Below are 16,997 nucleotides of genomic sequence, written 5' to 3' on the forward strand. Positions count from 1 at the left end.
TTAAAAAATAAAATATTATATTTGAAGAACTGGACTAGTGCTTTTCATAGGATACATTGTTACCACACGTTTTTATTCCGTCCAATTTTCTATAGTTCCGTCTTCATTAAACCAAATTTCAACAGAAACACTACTTTCAATCGGCATTCCTTTTCGTTTAATTATGTCAAATTGCAAACCTCTTAAGGCTTTTTGGATTGATTTAACACAATAATTATATTCGCGTTTGGTGTCCCAATATTCCTCAATAAGTTCTTCCGTCTGATATTCGGTCATTACTACATTAGAGATTTTGCCGTTTTTTCCAATCGTTACTGTATATAGTTCAGAACAATCAAACTTATCTTTTTTTGTCCATTTATAGTTTTTAATTCTGTCAAAAAGAGCATTTATAATATTATCTCTATCTAATCTATCAATTCCGTTTTTTAAGTCTACATAATTTTGCTGTTCACTTATTTTATCGATAGCACCGTTTTCAATTTCTATGATATTTTCATACATAAAAATCCGCTCAAATACTCCATCCCAACTAATCATTTTATTGTCGGTTCTTTTTGTCGGAAAACTGATATTCCCACTAAACCAATCTATGAAAACTCTATTGTTCTGAACCTTTTCTCCAAATAATTTTTTAATATAATTTTCTGGAATTTGATTTTTATTTTCCAACGAATGACAATCGATAATAGCATTTACAAATAGGCTGTCATTTTTTATTTCATAAATCGCTTGATATCCTCTCCAGCAATTTAATGATGTTCCTAAAGTTCCTTCAATTGAGTTTCTGAAACTTAAATTAAATAATCTGCCTTTATCATCTTTTATTTTTTGAAGATATTGTTCAACCAATAAGTTGTAAGTTGGGATAGTATCATTTTTAAAAATTAAATAGTCAGATACTTGTGGACTTGATGCAAAAGAAATTGACACGTAAAAACTAAAAAAAAGGATTGTCAATATTCTGTTCATAATGTCTTTCTTAAATGTGTGGTAACAATGATATAAAATCAATGCGATTATTTATTTCTTTTTATTCCTTCTAACCAACCACCGTACTACCAATAGCACGATAATAACCACAATAAACAACGGCCATAAGTACAACAACCCTAAAAAGAACACCGAAACGCCGTTCCAGCCACCTTGTAGGGCGTTTTTAATTTTCTGTCCGTAAGAAACGGTAACGCCACTTTCGGCAGTGTATTTGTAAAATTCTAAGTTGATAGTGCTTACAGAAACTCGGTTTTGAAGGTATTTTAAGCGGCCTTCTTTGGCTTCAATCTCTTCGCGGATGTTGGAGAGTTCGCGCTCAATTTCGAGCATTTCCTTGACGTTTTTCGCTTTAGATAACAATTCTAAATACCGGTCTTCTAGTTTGCGTTTGGCTTTTAAGCGCGCTTCGAGATCTACAAACTCTTCGGTTACATCTTGCCGCGAAATATCCCGTTGGTCAAAATACTCAACCCCTTCAGAAACAGAATTGATAAACGCTTGAAAGTTTTTGGTAGGCACGCGCACCGTCATATTTCTATAAATACGATTGTAACTTTTCCCAGAATTATCATTGGCTACAAACCCTTCGTATTGTGAGGTAAGTTGTAAAATTCTTTTGTGGGTTTCTTCGGGCGATGGGGTTTCAAAAGCGAGACGGGCGGTTTTAATGATTTTCTGTTCTTGTTGAGGTGTAGGCGGAGGTGGTGGCGTTAATTGTTGTGTGATAGGCACTTCTTCAGAATATGCTTGGTCTTCCATTACTTCGTAAGAAGGTTCTGGACTTGCCGAAACAGTATCGGTGTTACGATTTCCATCTGAACACGCTAAGGCAAACAAGAAAAATAATAGGCTAATTGCTTTCATCTGTTAGTTTTTTAAGAAGCGAAATAACCGAAGCCTCAACAGCTTCGTAGTTTGGTTTTTCCCTTCCAAGATACAAAAACAACAGCGCAAATTTCTTGCCGCTTTTTTCTAGATACGCTCCTTTGTTGATTCTGTAGGCTTCGCGAAGCTTTCTTTTTATGTGGTTTCGGCTAACGGCCAACTTAAAATTTCGTTTGGGTACGGCAAAAGTAGCTTGATTGGTTTCGGCATCTTCTACTTCAATATAAAATACTTTTACGGGATATTTTTTATAAGATTTCCCTTCGGAAAAAAGCCGGGCTATCATTTTTCGGCTTTTTAGTTTTTCGTTTTTAGGAAATTTTTGGCTCATAGTGTAAAGATATAAAAAAAGAAAAGTGCCTTAAAAGTACATTTTGCTGTCTGTTCGAGCGCAGTCGAGAACTATAAACTGTCTATACCAAATAGGTTTCGACTGCGCTCAACCGGACAAATCCAGTTTTACTTTTAAGGCACTTATGATTTCAAAAGAGGTTTCAGAAAAAATTATTCTACACCCCAAGTGTTATTTTCAGGATTGATATCAGCCATACGGTCTGAAGCATCAATCTTCATGCTTTTTACTTTTTTACCGTCCGTGATTTCAAATTGGTAGGTAGGATACGCCCACGCCCAATCTGGTAACACACGACTTTTCATATTTGGATATGGAGTTGGTTTTTCGGCACGCGCCATTTGCAACGGAATGTAGAGGTACTCTTCCGTTCCGTCTTCATACGTTACAAATAAATCAATAGGCATTGGCATTAAACCGATGCGCTCCAATGTTATAGTTGTCGTGTTTCCAACAGATTCAACACCTTTAATTCCGTAGTCTATAGTGTTTGTAGTTTGAGTAAAATCGGTTAAATACCATTCTAGCTCAAAACCTGAAACTTTTTCGGCGACGCGAATAAAATCGTTTGGCGTTGGGTGTTTAAACGCCCAATCTTCGTAATACCTTTTAAGTGTTTTGGCTAAGTTTTCTTCGCCAATTACATATCCCAATTGCGCTAAAAATACAGCACCTTTACTGTATGCGGTAATTCCGTAGGCTCTGTTACTGGCATAGCGGTCTGCATGCGTGGTTTGTGGTTGCTCTTTACCACTTTTAGCTAAAAAAGTATAACCTCTATAGGAACCACTAAACGGATTTGGTTTCTGCTCGTCCATTACCTCGTTCATGGCAGCTGCGGAAATATAACTGGTAAACCCTTCGTCCATCCACTCGTGTTTTGCTTCGTTGGTAGCCATTAAAAACTGAAACCAAGCGTGAGCCAACTCGTGAGCGGTAACGCCAACTAAACTTCCAAACTTACGTTCGCCAGTAATTAGGGTGCTCATACCATATTCCATACCGCCATCTCCACCTTGAATTACAGAGTATTGCTTATATGGGTACGGGCCGATCTTTTCATTGAAATACTTTAATAATTCAGCAGTTTTAGGCTGTAAGTTTTTCCAGTTTTCTTTTATTTCAGGATTGTCTTTGTAGAAAAAATGAAGTGTTACGTCGTTAGGACCTTCATAGGTATCATGAACATATTCATCATCTGCAGCCCAAGTAAAGTCGTGTACATTTGGTGCTTTAAAATGCCATGTATATTTTCCATCTACTGGCTTCATATTTTTTAAGCCTTTAGGTCCGTAACCGTGACCTACTTGTTCAGGGTTTTGTAAGTAACCGGTTCCGCCAATAGTATACGCAGCGTCTATTGTTATTTTTACATCATAATCACCCCAAACACTAAGAAATTCTCTTCCTATGTAAGGATATGCGTGCCATCCTTGAAAATCATATTCGGCTATTTTGGGAAACCATTGTGCCATTGATAAAGCAACACCTTCTGCATTATTACGACCAGAACGACGAATCTGTACTGGTACTTGTGCATCCCATTCCATATTGAAAGTAGTGCTTTCACCTGGTTGAATGGGTTTGTTTAATTCTACTTCAAGAACAGTACCTACTACTTCATAATTTAAAGTTTGACCGTCTTGAGTTAATAATGTTGGTTTTATATATCCTATTTCTGAAGGAGATAATTTTGAAATTCGATCTGCTACTCTACTATCTGGATCTGAAATGGTTCTAGAACGAACGTCCATTTCGCTTCCGGGTTGAAAAGCGTTGAAATATAAGTGATAAAATACTCTATCGAGAACATCGGGCGAGTTGTTTGTGTAAACCAATTCTTGTTTTCCTTTGTATTGATAGGTTTCAACATCCATATCAATTTCCATCTTATAATCAACTTTTTGTTGCCAATATGAAGTATTGTTCTGCGCTAAAGCAGTAGCAACTATACAAAAGATTAAAATGTTTCCGAAAATATATTTCATAAGCGTAGTATTAGATTTTTTAAAAAGCGTGGTCTCCAATTGACTTTGGTTGTCTGTTCAAGCGCAGTCGAGAACTATAAGGTTTCGACTGCGCTCAACCTGACAGTATCCATTTATTTTAAACGAGACCTTTTATCGGCCATAATCAATGCATTGTACATATTCACCATCTTTCCAGAGGTTGAAATGTTTCCGAAGTTATCGGTATTAGATTCTTCTCCACCTAGTATAACAGGGCTTTTTGTAGTAAGGCCGCTATCCATTATAACTTGCTTTACTTCTTTTGCTGAAAGGTTAGGATAGTAAGAACGAATCATCGCAGCAACTCCAGCAACTGCAGGTGCCGCCATAGAAGTTCCTTGTAAATATTCATACGTATCTAAAGGTGTAGTTGCCCATATTTTTACACCAGGTGCAAAAACATCAACATTTGTTTTTCCATAGTTTGAAAAGTTTGCCACTAATTCGCTACCGTATTTGAAGTTTAAGGCACCAACGGTTAACACATTATCTACATATTCAGCTCCAGTTTTAGTTTGATCATTTGGATAAACTTCCGTTTCATCGAGATTTAGACCTTCGTTCCCGGCTGCATTTACAATCAATACATCTTTTGAAGCAGCATATTCAATAGCTTCACGAACCCATTCTGGATGCGTGCTGTAGTATTTTCCGAAGCTAGTGTTTATTACTTTCGCGCCATTATCGGCAGCATAACGAAAAGCAAGTGCGATATCTTTATCATACTCATCGCCATCTGGGACCGCACGGATCACCATAATTTCAACATTTTTTGCAACTCCATCGATACCAATTTCGTTGTTACGTTCTCCAGCAATTATTCCTGAAACGTGTGTACCGTGTTTAGCATCTTCTTTTTTAGGATCTGGACCGTCTACATCGTTATTTCCGTAATCGGTATCTGTAATATCATCAGGATTATCGCCTAATACACTTCTAAAGTCTTTTTCCAGGTTGAAGTGGGTGTCTAATCTTCCATCAAAATATTCGATACCACCTTCTAATTGCTCCACTACTTCTGGCACAGCGTCGCCATAGCTAAGCATTTGAGTAAGCATACCAATTTGTTGTTGTTCGGTGGCAGTTGGGTTAGCGATTCCAGCTAAGTCTTTAGCAGTATAATCTTGCTTACCCAATTTTTTAATCATTGCTTCGTGAGCAGGTTTTACTTGCGATAATATTTGCTCATATCTAGTTTTATTAGCTACTGCATCTTGCTTTTCTTTTTCATACTCAGCCTTAGCTTTTTTATAAAAAGCAAATGACTCACGATCTGCAGCGCTTATAGAAGCATTTGTTTTTCCTTCAAATTTTGGACCTAATTTCTTAACGATACGAGCGTATTCCATATTCTCACCTACAATATCCCCTAGGAAATTCCATCCGTGAATATCATCTACATATCCGTTGTTATCATCATCCTTACCGTTACCGGCAATTTCTTCTCTATTAGTCCAGATAACATTTTTTAAGTCTTCGTGCTCAATATCAACACCACTGTCTATTACACCTACAATAACAGTTTTTCCTTTTCTTTTTGATAAAATTTCGGCATATGCCTTATCAACACTCATCCCTGGGATTGTATCATTTATAAGATCTGCAGCACCCCATTTTTTATATTGTTCGTCATTTAAAGGAGCTGTTTTTAACGGTAAGGTGTCAATGTTTTCAATAGGAGTTGAAACAATTGGAGCCGAGCTGCTTCCGCAACCAGCTAAGACTACTGCAGAAGCAGCAGCCATAAAGGATGTTTTAAGAATATTCATTTGTTGTAAATTAATTAAAAAGTTCATTAAAAGTAAAAACCTGATCTAAACGAACGCCTTTTTCAGTGTGTTTTACGGTAATTATTTGGTTATGAGCATCATGCTCTAAAAAAAGATAATACTTGTGATCTGCCGCTTGATTCAGAAACTTTTCTTTTTCAGGCAGCGTTAATAAAGGCCTAGTATCATATCCCATTACGTAGGGTAATGGTAAATGCCCTGCGGTTGGCAATAGATCTGCCATAAACACTAATTTTTTGCCTTTGTAATCTATGTGGGGTATCATTTGCTTATCGGTATGACCATCTGCAAATAACATGCCGAAATCCATTTCATTTGCTTTAGCAAAGTCACCAGTAGGTTTATCAACAAAATGTAATTGTCCGCTTTCTTCTATGGGAAGGATGTTTTCTTTCAAAAAAGAAGCTTTTTCACGTGCATTTGGATGTACAGCCCAATCCCAATGATCTTTATTACTCCAAAATTTTGCGTTTTTAAAAGCAGGTTCATAGCCTGAATGGTCTTTGTTCCATTGTATAGCTCCGCCGCAATGATCGAAGTGAAGGTGTGTTAAAAAAACATCGGTAATATCATCACGATGAAAGCCGTGCTTTTTCAAAGACTCATCGATATTATGATCTCCCCATTGGTAATAATATCCAAAAAACTTTTCGCTTTGTTTAGTACCCATTCCTGTATCTATGAGCGTTAAGCGATCACCGTTTTCAATAAGCAGGCAACGGGCCGCCATATCAATCATATTATTACTATCTGCGGGGTTTGTCCGGTTCCAAAGAGATTTTGGTACTACTCCAAACATAGCACCACCATCTAATTTAAAATTTCCAGATTCAATGGGGTACAACTTCATATTTTGAATTTTAAAGTGTGCAAAATACTAAAAGGGAAGCAGTCCCTTGGGTGCAGACCGAAATATTTGTATTATTTTTAACAAAAAGTTAGCTTTTGAGAAATTTCAAAAGAGCTTATTTTACAAAAAAGGAATTATATGGTTGAATTGGCAGGAATTATCGTTTTAGGAATTTTAGCACAATGGGTTGCTTGGAAATTTAAGATACCCGCCATTTTACCGTTAATCCTAATAGGATTGTTTGTTGGTCCTATCTCAACGTTATTATCTGACGATGGTCAACAGTGGATACAGCCTATTTACAATGGTGAAAAAGGACTCTTTCCAGGGGAAAACCTTTTTTACTTTGTTTCCTTAGCTATCGGTATTATTCTTTTTGAAGGAGGGCTTACCCTTCGGCGTGGAGAAATCACTAAAGTTGGTGGCGTAATTGGTAAGTTAATAAGTCTCGGTTCTACTGTAACATTTATAGGTGCTGGAGTAGCTGCCCATTACGTTTTTGGACTCGATTGGCGTATCTCTTTTCTATTTTCAGCATTAATTATTGTGACCGGTCCTACGGTGATTACACCAATTCTAAGAAATATTCCTCTTAAAAAGCATGTTTCTGCCGTCTTAAAATGGGAAGGAATTTTAATAGATCCTATTGGTGCTTTGGTTGCAGTTTTAGTGTTTGAGTTTATTAGTGTAGAGGGCGATGCCGGCTATACCAAACAGGCTTTGATAGAGTTTGCTAAAATTATTTTGATAGGTTTTTCTTTCGGAATTTCAGCAGGTTACGCACTGTATTTTTTAATTAAAAGAAAGTTTATTCCGCATTATCTCTTAAATGTAGTGTCGCTTTCTATGGTGTTAATGATTTTTGTTTTGAGCGATCAATTTGCTCACGAATCGGGCTTACTGGCAGTGGTAGTAATGGGAATGTATTTAGGAAACAGCGATTTGCCAAGCCTTAAAGAACTCCTTTATTTTAAAGAATCGTTAAGCGTATTATTAATTTCTATTCTATTTATACTACTGGCAGCAAATATTAGCTTAGAAGATCTTTTATTGGTTTACAACTGGAAAACGGGTATTTTACTAGCCATTATCATTTTTGTACTTCGGCCGCTAGCGGTATTTTTAAGTACTACAGGTTCTAGCTTAAAAATAAATGAAAAACTGTTTATTAGTTGGGTAGGGCCACGTGGTATTGTTGCTGCTGGTATTGCATCGCTTTTTGGCACTAAATTAGTAAACGAAGGTGTTCCCGGGGCCGAATATATTACGCCATTAGTTTTTGCAGTAGTACTCGTTACGGTTTTATTAAATGCAGCTTCGGCTCGATTATTTGCTTCGGCAGTTGGCGTTTTCTTAAAATCTTCGGAAGGTATTATGATTGTAGGTGCTTCAAAAGTTTCAAGGCTGATAGGTACCTATCTTCAGAAAAATAATCGTCACGTAGTATTGGTCGACACCAACCGATTAAATATTGAAAAAGCTAGAGAGTTAGGACTTGAAGCCATTAATGGAAATATTTATTCGGATGACCTTTCAGATAATATCGAATTGAACGATGTGGGGTATCTGCTGGCAATGACAGGCAATGACGAAATTAATAAACAAGCTATTTCAAGATATGGGGATATTTTTGGTGAAAATGGATCGTTTAGATTGATGAACTCTGAAGAACGAAAAATTAAAAACACCCTTTCTTCAGAAGAACTTTTTTCAACCACCCATGATTATGTGCGTTTTACTGAAGTGGCTCGTGACTTCCCTTCCATACAGGAGTTGCCAATTGATACACAATCTAAGTTTATGAAATTGCTAGGGTATATTGAAGAGGAAGAAAATGCAGTTGCCCTCTTTGTGAAAAACGATGAAAACCATATAGACCTCATTGAAAACCCTCAAGAAATGGAAATTACCGAAGGTAGTCAATTAGTTTACCTTGGAAAACCAATAGATTTTGAAGATGTTGTAAACGCTACCAAAGAAGAAGAGGATAAAATACACGAGCAAGACCAATAATAAACTGATTACAATTTCGTTTTTTAACAAAGCTTCTTTACCATGAAAAAAGGTCTATATCTGAAACTACTTCCGATACTTTCAATCGTATTTATTTTATCGTGCGAAGATGATACCGAAATTTCATGTGTAACGTGTAATTCTCCCGAAACCACGGCTTTTGAAGTGTGTCGGGATCAAAACGGCAACGCTACTGTAAATGGTGAAAATACGGATACCAATTATAATGTTTACGTAGCTGGTTTAGAAGATTCTGGAGTTACTTGTGGTGGTTAGATTGTCGCTTTAATCATTCAACTTTAATACCGCCATAAACGCTTCCTGTGGTATTTCTACATTACCAACGGCACGCATACGCTTTTTACCTTTTTTCTGCTTTTCTAATAGTTTTCTTTTACGTGAAATATCACCTCCATAACATTTTGCAGTTACATCTTTTCGAAGTGCTTTTACAGTTTCTCTGGAAATAATTTTAGAACCAATTGCCGCTTGAATAGGAATATCAAATTGTTGTCTTGGTATTAGTTCTTTCAACTTTTCACACATACGTTTACCAATATCGTACGCATTATCACGGTGTAAAAGGGCAGAAAGGGCATCTACCGTGTTTCCGTTTAATAGGACATCTACTTTCACCAAATGTGATTCGCGCATCCCAATTGGTGCATAATCAAACGAAGCATATCCTTTTGAAACTGTTTTTAAGCGATCGTAAAAATCGAATACAATTTCAGCAAGTGGCATATCAAAAGAAAGTTCTACACGCTCGGTAGTTAAATAGGTCTGATTTACAATTTCGCCTCGTTTTTCTATACAAAGTGACATTACCGGCCCAACAAACTCTGCTTTTGTAATAATAGTCGCTTTTATAAATGGTTCTTCTACACGGTTAAGGGTTGATGGCTCCGGTAAATCTGATGGGTTATTAACCATAATCAGTTCATCAGGTTCTTTATTTGTGTATGCGTAATAGGATACGTTGGGAACGGTTGTAATGACCGTCATATCAAACTCACGTTCTAATCGCTCTTGAATAATTTCTAAATGAAGCATTCCTAAGAAACCACAACGGAAACCAAAACCAAGTGCAGCCGAACTTTCTGGTTGAAAAACTAAGGAAGCATCGTTTAATTGCAATTTTTCCATGGAGTTTCGAAGTTCTTCATACTCTTCGGTGTCAACAGGGTAAATACCAGCAAATACCATAGGTTTTACATCTTCAAAACCTCCAATCATATTCGTGGTGGGACTATCAGCATCGGTAATAGTATCACCTACTTTTACTTCACGGGCATCCTTAATTCCAGTAATTAAGTAGCCTACGTCACCAGTTTTTACTACATTTTTTGGTAGTTGCTTAAGTTTTAGGGTACCTACTTCATTGGCTTCGTAGTTTTTATCGGTAGCCATAAACTTTATATTTTGGCCTTTCTTTATTTCACCATTCAATACTCTAAAGTAGGTTTCCACTCCACGAAACGGATTGTAAACCGAATCGAATATCAAGGCTTGCAATGACTCATTTGGATTACCTTTTGGTGCGGGAACACGCTTAATGATAGCTTCTAAAATTTCCTCTATTCCCAAGCCTGTTTTTGCACTAGCAGGGATAATTTCATCCGGATCGCAACCCAAAAGATCCACAATATCGTCTGTTACTTCTTCAGGATTTGCTGAAGGAAGATCTATTTTGTTTAGCACAGGAATGATTTCTAGATCATTTTCCAATGCTAAATATAGGTTTGAAATAGTCTGCGCCTGTATACTCTGTGCAGCATCAACTACTAACAAAGCACCTTCACAAGCGGCGATACTTCGGGAAACTTCATATGAAAAATCTACGTGACCAGGAGTATCAATTAAATTTAAGGTATATTTTTCACCTTCAAACTCATAATCCATTTGTATTGCGTGGCTTTTAATGGTAATGCCGCGCTCACGCTCTAAATCCATACTGTCAAGCAATTGTTCTTGCTTTTCACGTGATGTAACCGTTGCGGTTGAGTCCAATAACCTGTCTGCCAAGGTACTCTTACCGTGGTCAATATGGGCGATTATACAAAAATTTCGAATGTTCTTCATAGTATTCTTCTTCCGTAGTCAAATTGACTGCAAATATAGTTTAAATTGAATCGAAAGAAAGGATTTGTTCTCTTTCGTCAAAAAAATTACATACATCTTGGAGGTTTAAGATAATATTAACATATTTGTATAAGCTGCGTATTTTATTGAAGCTTGCTTCAACTCCCCATGAAGCGCATTTTAAAAAGGAATAACAAACCAAATCCGAACTTATGGAAAGACTGTCCCTTCTAGTCTTACTATTTTGTGCTACATCACTTTTTGCACAAGACTTTTCAATTTCTGGAAATGTTGTTGATGCTAATAACGCTCCACTTTCATTCGTAAATGTGCTTGTTTTTGAAGAAGACGCTACCGAACCTTTTAAAGGTACAACCTCAAATGAAAATGGTAGTTTTTTGCTGAAAAATCTTGAAGCTAAGACCTATAAACTTACTTTTAGTTATATGGGGTTTAAAACAATCGAAAAAGAAGTTTCTGTTTCTTCTGAAGAAAGCATAGGAACAGTAACTTTAAAAGAATCTACCAAAACCCTTGATGAAACCGTAATTAATGCTAAAAAACCAACGATAGAAAAAACCGCTGGAAAACTGGTTTTCAATGTTGAAAACACCTCGCTTTCTGTAGGAAGTACTTTCGATCTATTGAAAAAGACACCTGGAGTAGTGGTAATAGGCGAGTCTATTCAAATTAAATTTCAAAGTCCCGAAATATATATTAATGCCAAACGGGTGTACTTAAGCTCATCTGAGGTTGTTTCCCTGCTGGAAAATACCGATGCCTCAAATATTAAAAATATTGAAGTGATTACCAGTCCTTCTGCAAAATATGATGGCGCTACGGGAACCGTCTTGAACATCAATACTTCGCGGGCAATTTCCATTGGTTATAAAGGATCGGTTAATGGTTCATACAAACAAGGAACATTTCCTAAGTACCGATTAGGAACGTCGCATTTCTATAAAAACAATTGGCTCAATTTTTATGGAAGCTACGGTTTTAACACGCGTAAAAATCTTAAGGAAGATGAAAACTTTATTCGGTTTTTTAATCCAGACGGCAGTACCAATTCTATTTGGAATTCCGATTTTAAAAAAATCACCCGAACCAACGCCCACCAAGCGAATTTGATTGCCGATTTTACCTTAGACGACAAACAGACCATTAGTTTAGCAACTACCTTTTCGATAAACCCAAACGAAACGTACGATAACAATGGTTTTGCAGTTATACGAAATGCTCAACGCGCAATCGATAGTACCTTTACAACTTTAAGTGATTTGGGGTCTGATACGCATACACTTTCCATAACTGGGGATTATAAAATTTTGTTGAACGCGGAAAACTCTAATGTAACTGTTACTGCCAATTATACCGATTATAATAACGAGCGACTACAGGACGTAGCCACTAATTATAATGATCCTGCAGGAAACTTGCTGCGAGAAAACAGTTTTTCAACAGATGCCGATCAAGGCACGAATATTTTTACCGGACAAGCAGATTTGACGCATTCTTTTTGGAGAGGAAACCTGAAGGCTGGTGTAAAATACAGCAACATAGACAGCAATAGCAAACTCCATTTTTTTGATACCGATATGGGTGAGATGGACTTTAATCCATTTCTTTCAGATGATTTTAACTATCTCGAAAAAGTGTATGCCGAGTACATAAATGTTGAGCAAGTGTTTAACGATTTTAGCCTTATTGTAGGACTACGGGGCGAATATACCGATGTGGAAGGCCGGTCACGAACCTTAGGAGAAACTAATACCAATGATTATTTTAAGTTGTTTCCTAGAGTTTCTGGGCAATACAATTTTAACGAAAAACACAGTGCTGGAATTGCATACACCAAAAGCATTTCACGACCTAACTATCAAAACTTGAATCCGTTTCGTTATTTTATAAATGAAAACAATTTTAATGAAGGAAATCCGCGATTGGTTCCAGCCATTTCAGATAAAATTGCTTTCAATTATTCGTATAACAATATTTGGAGTTTTGAAGCGTATTATGAGACGATAGATAATTCGTTAAGCGCTTTAACCTTTCAAGATAATGAAAAGAGAACGTTGCGTAACAGTGAAGCAAATTTATTGCGCGATTTCCAGTACAGTTTCGATATTCAGTATACCCCAAGAAATTTACCCAGTTGGCTGTACTTTTACGTAGTTACCTCTACCTATTATTTGGAAAACGAATTTTTGGCGGTAGAAAGTGTACCACGAACCTATAAAAACCATACAGCTGGATTTTATGGCTATGTATATTCTAATTTCACACTTTCAAAAGACCGGTCTTGGACGGCAGATTTGTCTTCTTTGTATATTTCAAATATAATTCAAGGCTCTTCAAATTATAAAAATAGGTTTTTCCTTAACCTATCTGTCCGAAAGTCATTTTGGGATAATGCTGCCAGCATAACAGTAGGTGTGGATGATATTTTCAATACTTCCTTAAATTTCCCTGTGGTTTCAAAATATTACAATCAAGATAATTTTTATACAGCACAAACAGAAACCAGATTGTTTACGGTAGGCTTTAAATATAACTTCGGAAATGCGCGTTTGCGTGACAATAACCGATCTACAACAACAGAAGAGACCGAGCGCATCAATTAACAAAAGAGATACTTCTTTAGTTCAAAATTGTTTACCAGAGTATTTTACGTAATTTTGCATCTATAAAAACCTTAAAATTTCCGCAAAGTCATTCTATCATGTTGAGCGGAGCTTGAGTATGGCAAAAATTGGAAACATAGATGTAGGCGATTTTCCGCTGTTATTGGCGCCGATGGAAGATGTGAGCGACCCACCTTTTCGTGCGCTTTGCAAAGAACAAGGAGCCGATGTGGTGTATACCGAGTTTATTTCTTCAGAAGGACTTATACGTGATGCTGCCAAAAGCGTGATGAAATTGGACATTTACGAAAAAGAACGTCCTGTGGGCATTCAGATTTTTGGTGCCAACCTTGATTCCATGCTTCAAAGTGTAGAAATTGTTGAGGCCAGTGGCCCAGATATTATTGACATAAACTTTGGTTGCCCCGTAAAAAAAGTGGTGAGCAAAGGCGCTGGTGCTGGTATTTTAAAGGATATTGATCTAATGGTTTCGTTAACTGAAGCTATGGTAAAACACACCAAACTGCCCGTTACTGTTAAAACCCGCTTGGGTTGGGACGAAAAGACTATTATGATAAAAGAAGTGGCCGAACGCTTGCAAGATGTAGGTTGTCAAGCTATTTCCATTCATGGTCGTACACGTGCTCAAATGTATAAAGGTAGCGCCGATTGGAAACCTATTGCTGAGGTGAAAAACAACCCAAGAATGCATATTCCTGTTTTTGGAAACGGTGATGTTGATACTCCAGAAAGAGCGATGGAAATGCGAGATAAATACGGCCTTGATGGTGCGATGATTGGTCGTGCGAGCATTGGCTATCCTTGGTTTTTTAAGGAAGTTAAGCACTATTTTAAAACTGGCAAACATGCATTACCACCAACCATGGAAGAACGCGTAGAGGCTGCCCGTCGTCATTTACAAATGTCCATTGATTGGAAAGGTGAAAAATTAGGTGTTTTTGAAACTCGCCGTCATTATACCAACTACTTTAAAGGAATTCCAGACTTTAAACCCTACAGAATGAAAATGGTGACTAGCGATGATAGCGCTGATGTTTTTGCTGCCTTTGATGAGGTTTTGCAAAAATTTGGAGACCACCAATTTGTTTAAGTAAGCAATTTCTTTCCAACTCGGCTCGAAGCAATTTTTGAAGCAATTATCCCTAAAACGGTAATTGTAACAAAAACGATCAGTACATTGATAATTTTAAACTTTACTGGATATGCCAATGTTTGCGTAATGTTGACAAACTCAAATTGTAATTGTGCCCAAACTAACAAAATTCCTAAACCAATACCCAATAAACCGCCAAGTGTGGTCATAAGTGTGCCTTGTAAAAAGAAAATTTTCCGAATGTCTTTTACTGTTGTTCCTAGGTTGTAAAGTGTTTTTATGTCCTTTCTTTTATCGAGAATCATCATAATGATGGAGCCCACTACATTAAACAAAGCAATAATGAGTACCAAAGTAAAGATGAGGTACACGGCAACATTTTCTGTATTCAACATCTTGTACAAAGCGTCATTTTGCTGAATGCGGTTTTTAATTAGTACTTCTTCAGCAAAAATAGGTTGAATTTGTTTTCGGATATCTTCTTCAGAAATTCCAGGTTTTAATTTCAATTCAATAGACGAAACGGTGGCACTGTCCAATTTCAAAAGATTACGAGCAAACTCAATGTCACTGAACACATATTTGCTGTTTAATTCTTCATTTACATCATAAATTCCTGATACAACAGCGTTTCGTTTAGTAAAAGCATTAGCAACGTCAGTAGCTAAAATTTGACCAGTTCCGGGACGCGGCACGTAAATATTTAATAAATCGGTATAGTCGTTTACTCCCACAGAAAGTTTATGGGCAATACTAAAGCCAATAACCACTTCTTGCTGGCCAGGTGTAAACCAATTGCTTAAAAACAAAATACTATCGGTAGGGTTTACCGCACTGTATTTTTCATCCACCCCTTTTATGTAGGCAATATGGTTTCTTCCTTTATATTGAAGAAAAACCCGTTCTTCAATGACTTTTGAATAGCTTTCAATCCCTGTAATTTCTTTTAGTTTTTCTTCAGAAGCTTCAGAAAATGTAATCGTTTTTCCACTTTCAGGAAAAATTTTTAAATCACTATCAAAAACATTGGTAAACTGAAGGCTAAAATCTTTTAAGCCAGAAAAACCAGAAAGGACTATAAAGAGTGACATGGCACCAACAATAACACCAACAGCTGCAATTCCGGTAATGATATTAATAGCGTTGTTGCTACTTTTTGAAAATAAATACCGCTTTGCGATGTAGAGCGGAAATTTCAATTACGATTTTTTTCTTTTCGGAAGTAAATCCGGGTTTTCGATTGGGTTTTCCTTTTCTTTTACCGCTTTTTCTATGTTTTGAATATATTCCATAGAATCGTCATTGTAAAATGAAAGATCGGGCATTTTTCTAAGCTGATGCTTGGTAAGTTGTGCAACTTGATGCTTAATTTTTGGAGTAAGTTGCTTTAGTTCCTTTATAATAGCTTCTGCTTTATCGGAAGGAAAAACACTCACATATACCTTCGCAATGGAAAGATCGACCGTTACCGAAACTTTCGAAACGGTTAAAATAGTGCTTAACTGCCCCGATTCGCGAAGCAATTCTTGTAAAACCTTAGCAAGGTCGTTTTGTAGCACGCCTGCTATTTTTTTTTGTCTGTTACTTTCTGTTGTACTCATACTGCAAAAGTAGGACAATTAATACTAACAACCATTTATTTAAAAGTTTGACAACTATTTTATATTTAGACTCTGTTTTTATCTTGTTAAAAAAAGTAAAGAGGCTGACATAAAGATTTTGTAGTTTTGAAATAGAAAAAGAGTTATAAATATGGAAAAAATTGAACATATAGGCATTGCCGTAAAAGACATTAATGAAGCAAATACAATTTATAAAAGCTTGTTGGGTTATAAACATTATAAAACAGAAAATGTAGAGCGTGAAGGCGTAACAACTTCTTTTTTTAAGTGTGGTGAAAGTAAAATAGAATTGTTAGAAGCTACAAAACCTGATAGTCCCATTGCAAAATTTATAGAAAAAAAAGGTGAAGGAATCCATCACATTGCTTTTTCCGTATGTAATATAAAGAAAGAAGTTAAACGATTGAAAGAAGAAGGTTTTACAGTAATTAATGAAGAACCCAAAAAAGGCGCTGATAATAAATTAGTGGTTTTTTTACACCCAAACTCAACCAATGGTGTGTTAATTGAACTTTGTCAGGAAATAGAATAAAAGACAAAAAATGTAATTATTGTGAAAAAATGTTTGCATTAACTGTAAAGTGTTTTACATTTGCAGCTATTCTGGTCCCATAGCTCAGCTGGTTAGAGCACCTGACTCATAATCAGGGGGTCCATGGT

Annotated in this window: 14 protein-coding genes; 5 read left to right on the top strand and 9 right to left on the bottom strand. The window is 36.5% G+C overall.

Features of this window, described 5'->3' with window-relative positions:
• Positions 1-72 precede the first annotated feature (72 nt).
• The 6 genes from AACZ92_RS15120 to AACZ92_RS15145 form a co-directional block, all read right to left on the bottom strand.
• Positions 73-972, bottom strand: a complete 900-nt coding sequence (locus AACZ92_RS15120) for a hypothetical protein (RefSeq protein ID WP_339703039.1) — start codon at positions 970-972, stop codon at positions 73-75.
• 51 nt (positions 973-1,023) lie between these two features.
• Positions 1,024-1,860, bottom strand: a complete 837-nt coding sequence (locus AACZ92_RS15125) for a DUF4349 domain-containing protein (protein WP_339703041.1) — start codon at positions 1,858-1,860, stop codon at positions 1,024-1,026.
• The gene (locus AACZ92_RS15130) at positions 1,847-2,212 is read right to left on the bottom strand and encodes a ribonuclease P protein component (protein ID WP_339703044.1); all 366 of its coding nucleotides are present in this window, start codon (positions 2,210-2,212) and stop codon (positions 1,847-1,849) included. The genes AACZ92_RS15125 and AACZ92_RS15130 overlap by 14 nt, the downstream gene beginning before the upstream one ends.
• A 173-nt stretch (positions 2,213-2,385) precedes the next feature.
• Positions 2,386-4,221, bottom strand: a complete 1,836-nt coding sequence (locus AACZ92_RS15135) for a M1 family metallopeptidase (protein ID WP_339703047.1) — start codon at positions 4,219-4,221, stop codon at positions 2,386-2,388.
• Positions 4,222-4,334: 113 nt separating this feature from the next.
• Positions 4,335-6,011, bottom strand: a complete 1,677-nt coding sequence (locus AACZ92_RS15140; protein ID WP_339703050.1) for a S8 family peptidase — start codon at positions 6,009-6,011, stop codon at positions 4,335-4,337.
• 10 nt (positions 6,012-6,021) lie between these two features.
• Positions 6,022-6,882 carry an MBL fold metallo-hydrolase gene (locus AACZ92_RS15145; RefSeq protein ID WP_339703053.1) on the bottom strand — a complete coding sequence of 287 codons (861 nt, stop codon included), beginning with the start codon at positions 6,880-6,882 and terminating at the stop codon, positions 6,022-6,024.
• A gap of 138 nt (positions 6,883-7,020) precedes the next feature.
• Here AACZ92_RS15145 and AACZ92_RS15150 point away from each other — a divergent pair, with 138 nt between their 5' ends.
• Both AACZ92_RS15150 and AACZ92_RS15155 read left to right on the top strand, forming a co-directional pair.
• The gene (locus AACZ92_RS15150) at positions 7,021-8,895 is read left to right on the top strand and encodes a cation:proton antiporter (RefSeq protein ID WP_339703056.1); all 1,875 of its coding nucleotides are present in this window, start codon (positions 7,021-7,023) and stop codon (positions 8,893-8,895) included.
• 42 nt (positions 8,896-8,937) lie between these two features.
• Positions 8,938-9,171, top strand: coding sequence for a hypothetical protein (locus AACZ92_RS15155; protein ID WP_339703059.1), 234 nt, complete (start codon positions 8,938-8,940; stop codon positions 9,169-9,171).
• Between the two features lie 9 nt (positions 9,172-9,180).
• On the opposite strand, the gene lepA is transcribed toward AACZ92_RS15155, so the two are convergent.
• The gene (gene lepA, locus AACZ92_RS15160; protein WP_339703062.1) at positions 9,181-10,977 is read right to left on the bottom strand and encodes a translation elongation factor 4; all 1,797 of its coding nucleotides are present in this window, start codon (positions 10,975-10,977) and stop codon (positions 9,181-9,183) included.
• A gap of 212 nt (positions 10,978-11,189) precedes the next feature.
• On the opposite strand from lepA, the gene AACZ92_RS15165 reads away from it, so the two are divergent.
• Both AACZ92_RS15165 and dusB read left to right on the top strand, forming a co-directional pair.
• A complete protein-coding gene (locus tag AACZ92_RS15165) occupies positions 11,190-13,601 on the top strand; it encodes an outer membrane beta-barrel protein (RefSeq protein WP_339703065.1) in 2,412 nt (803 codons plus the stop codon).
• 118 nt (positions 13,602-13,719) lie between these two features.
• The gene (gene dusB / locus AACZ92_RS15170) at positions 13,720-14,712 is read left to right on the top strand and encodes a tRNA dihydrouridine synthase DusB (protein WP_339703068.1); all 993 of its coding nucleotides are present in this window, start codon (positions 13,720-13,722) and stop codon (positions 14,710-14,712) included.
• On the opposite strand, the gene AACZ92_RS15175 is transcribed toward dusB, so the two are convergent.
• Both AACZ92_RS15175 and rbfA read right to left on the bottom strand, forming a co-directional pair.
• Positions 14,709-15,914 carry an FtsX-like permease family protein gene (locus AACZ92_RS15175; protein WP_339703071.1) on the bottom strand — a complete coding sequence of 402 codons (1,206 nt, stop codon included), beginning with the start codon at positions 15,912-15,914 and terminating at the stop codon, positions 14,709-14,711. The two genes, dusB and AACZ92_RS15175, sit on opposite strands and share 4 nt — an antisense overlap.
• Positions 15,915-16,316: a 30S ribosome-binding factor RbfA gene (gene rbfA, locus AACZ92_RS15180; RefSeq protein WP_339703074.1), complete on the bottom strand. Its 402-nt coding sequence runs from the start codon at positions 16,314-16,316 to the stop codon at positions 15,915-15,917.
• A gap of 151 nt (positions 16,317-16,467) precedes the next feature.
• Between rbfA and mce the strand changes: the two genes are divergently transcribed.
• The gene (mce, locus tag AACZ92_RS15185; RefSeq protein WP_339703077.1) at positions 16,468-16,869 is read left to right on the top strand and encodes a methylmalonyl-CoA epimerase; all 402 of its coding nucleotides are present in this window, start codon (positions 16,468-16,470) and stop codon (positions 16,867-16,869) included.
• Positions 16,870-16,997 lie beyond the last annotated feature (128 nt).

This window comes from uncultured Marixanthomonas sp., from assembly GCF_963974425.1.
GTDB lineage: Bacteria > Bacteroidota > Bacteroidia > Flavobacteriales > Flavobacteriaceae > Marixanthomonas.